The sequence below is a fragment of the Bartonella sp. MM97QHHN genome (genome assembly GCF_042194285.1).
In the GTDB taxonomy this organism is placed as follows: domain Bacteria; phylum Pseudomonadota; class Alphaproteobacteria; order Rhizobiales; family Rhizobiaceae; genus Bartonella.
In genome coordinates this window covers 1-2,240 of record NZ_JBHIMS010000014.1, presented here as the reverse complement: position 1 = coordinate 2,240, position 2,240 = coordinate 1, and the positions used below count along the sequence as shown (strand labels likewise).

General features: G+C 40.2%; 3 protein-coding genes and 2 pseudogenes. All 5 read left to right on the top strand.

The genetic code is table 11. From position 1 onward, the window contains the following. A pseudogene (locus ACFIJW_RS00230) lies at positions 1 to 279 on the top strand (recombinase); the annotation flags it as partial. A gap of 1 nt (position 280) precedes the next feature. Continuing rightward, on the top strand, positions 281 to 904 hold the full coding sequence (locus ACFIJW_RS00225) for a lambda exonuclease family protein (RefSeq protein ID WP_375632697.1): 624 nt from the start codon (positions 281 to 283) through the stop codon (positions 902 to 904). Between the two features lie 109 nt (positions 905 to 1,013). Next, positions 1,014 to 1,559: a hypothetical protein gene (locus tag ACFIJW_RS00220; protein ID WP_375632695.1), complete on the top strand. Its 546-nt coding sequence runs from the start codon at positions 1,014 to 1,016 to the stop codon at positions 1,557 to 1,559. Between the two features lie 124 nt (positions 1,560 to 1,683). Beyond that, complete coding sequence (locus tag ACFIJW_RS00215) at positions 1,684 to 1,932, top strand: hypothetical protein (protein WP_375632693.1); 249 nt, start codon at positions 1,684 to 1,686, stop codon at positions 1,930 to 1,932. 2 nt (positions 1,933 to 1,934) lie between these two features. Next, positions 1,935 to 2,240, top strand: a pseudogene (locus tag ACFIJW_RS00210) (integrase); the annotation flags it as partial.

Below are 2,240 nucleotides of genomic sequence, written 5' to 3'. Positions count from 1 at the left end.
GTGAGTGAAGATGATGATACAGATGGAAACCCGCCTATTAAAAAGGCTTTTCCACAACAGATCAATGAAATCAGAAGACTCATCGTACAAACCCAAACAGAAGAAGAAAAAATACTTACTTATGTCAACGTCAAAAAGCTTGACGATATGTCTGAAGGACAAGCACAAACGGTGTTGCATCTTTTAAAAAATAAACAAAACAAGCAAAAGGTAGAAACAGATTCTACTATACAAGATGCCGATATAGCAACGCCACACGAACAGGGAACGGCGGTGTGAGATGGAGCAAAGAACAGCACAATGGTTTCAAGCGCGCTTGGGTAAAGTCACTGCTTCAAACGTTTACAACGTACTCAGTAAGACAGCAAAAGGTTTTCCTACAAGCAAATATGAAGACTACAAAACGAAACTCATGACAGAACGCTTAATAGGTGAAATAAGCCAATCTTATACAACACCTGCTATGCAATGGGGCATTGAACATGAAGAGAATGCCTTAAGAGAATATGAATTCATTTATGACGCAGAAGTCACAAGATGCGGGTTTATCCCACACCCAAAAATGGAAATGGCTGGTGCAAGTCCTGATGGGTTCATTGGAGAGGACGGTTTAATCGAAGTCAAATGTCCACAATCAACGACTCATCTTCGTTTTTTTATGTATGACGAAATTAAACCAGAATATCACGCACAAATGCAATTCCAAATGGCATGCACTGGACGTAAATGGTGTGATTTCATGAGCTATAATCCAAATTTTGTAGGCAAATCTACTGGTTTGAGAATGAAAATCAAACGCGTCCTCCGTGATGAGAAACACATTGAAGAGATCAATAAAGCGGTCGAAATCTTTTTAGGGGAAATAGAACAAGAGATGCAAAAGATTTTGGCAAAAGCTGCTTAAACATATGGGGGTGCTCTCTCCTCCCAGCACCCCCACCCTTTCCTAACACTTTCAACACATGCGTGATTCACGCCACGGGTGGATTGTACGCAAATCAAGGAAATAAACCATGGAAAATAAATATGAACTGACTGATGAAACAACTGAGATTGAAGGTAAAACTCTCCACCGCATTCGTGCATTGAGAGATTTTGGGGACGTCAAGAAAGGTGATCTTGGAGGCTATATCGAGAAAGAAGACAACCTATCACATCATGGTAATTGCTGGATTGGGGATTATGCCAAGGTTTATGATGATGCTAAGGTTTACGAAAATGCACATGTTTACGGTTATGCACATGTTCACGACAATTCTCGTATTTATGGCAAAGCAGAAGTTTTCGATGAACCATGCATTTACGGTCATGCAGAAGTTTACGGTGATGCATATATTTGCGGTGAACCTAGCGTTTTTGATAATGCAGAAGTTTATGGCAATGCACAAGTTTACGAAGAGCCACACATTTACGATAGGGCGCGTGTTTACGGCAATGCGCAAGTTTACGGTGATGCGCATGTTTACGGTCATGCAAAAATTTACGGTGAAGCATGTGTATGTTGGGACGACTGGATTGATGGCGATAGAAGAATCTCAACTGGAGAAAAGACCAGATGAGAAAATACGAACGACTAATCTTATAGTATCTCTATAAACCAGCTTCTAACTCCACAAACAAAATTTCAACACATGCGTGCTTCACGCCACGGGTGAATTACATCTAAAATGAAGGGGAATAAACATGCCACACCGCCCACCTACTATCACGCAACCAGCTATTGCTCGTGCTTTACGAGAAGCTAAAAAACAAGGATGCGAACTCATAGAAATCAAACCTACAGGGGAATTATTAATTCATATCAATAAAACCATAACACCAACAACGACAGATAATACTTATAGCATCAACGATTTTCCACCACTTGAAAACGAGCAAGAAGAATACAGCACCAATAAATCTTGCCCCTCTGTCGACGGTATAAAGTTTTAGCCATGCCAAAACGCCGTCCACCGCATCTTGTTCGTGAACGTACACGCCATGGTAAAGTTATATGGTATGTACGTATTGGTCATGGACCACGGTTTCGGATTGAAGGAACCTATGGAACGCAAGAGTTTGTTGATAATTATACGCTGGCTATTAAACAAGCTCAAAATGGCTCCTCCAAGAAAATAAAACAAACCAGACTCACAGAAGGGTCTTTCGATTGGTTGTTACATCAGTATTTACAAAGCATGCAATGGCATAATCAATCAGAATCTACTAAAAAAGTTAAATATCGAATTCTGAATAATGTT

Bases quoted from the DNA above. Each gene is read 5' to 3' on its own strand.
- ACFIJW_RS00215 (WP_375632693.1), top strand. From the start codon at position 1,684: ATGCCACACCGCCCACCTACTATCACGCAACCAGCTATTGCTCGTGCT.
- ACFIJW_RS00220 (WP_375632695.1), top strand. From the start codon at position 1,014: ATGGAAAATAAATATGAACTGACTGATGAAACAACTGAGATTGAAGGT.
- ACFIJW_RS00225 (WP_375632697.1), top strand. From the start codon at position 281: ATGGAGCAAAGAACAGCACAATGGTTTCAAGCGCGCTTGGGTAAAGTC.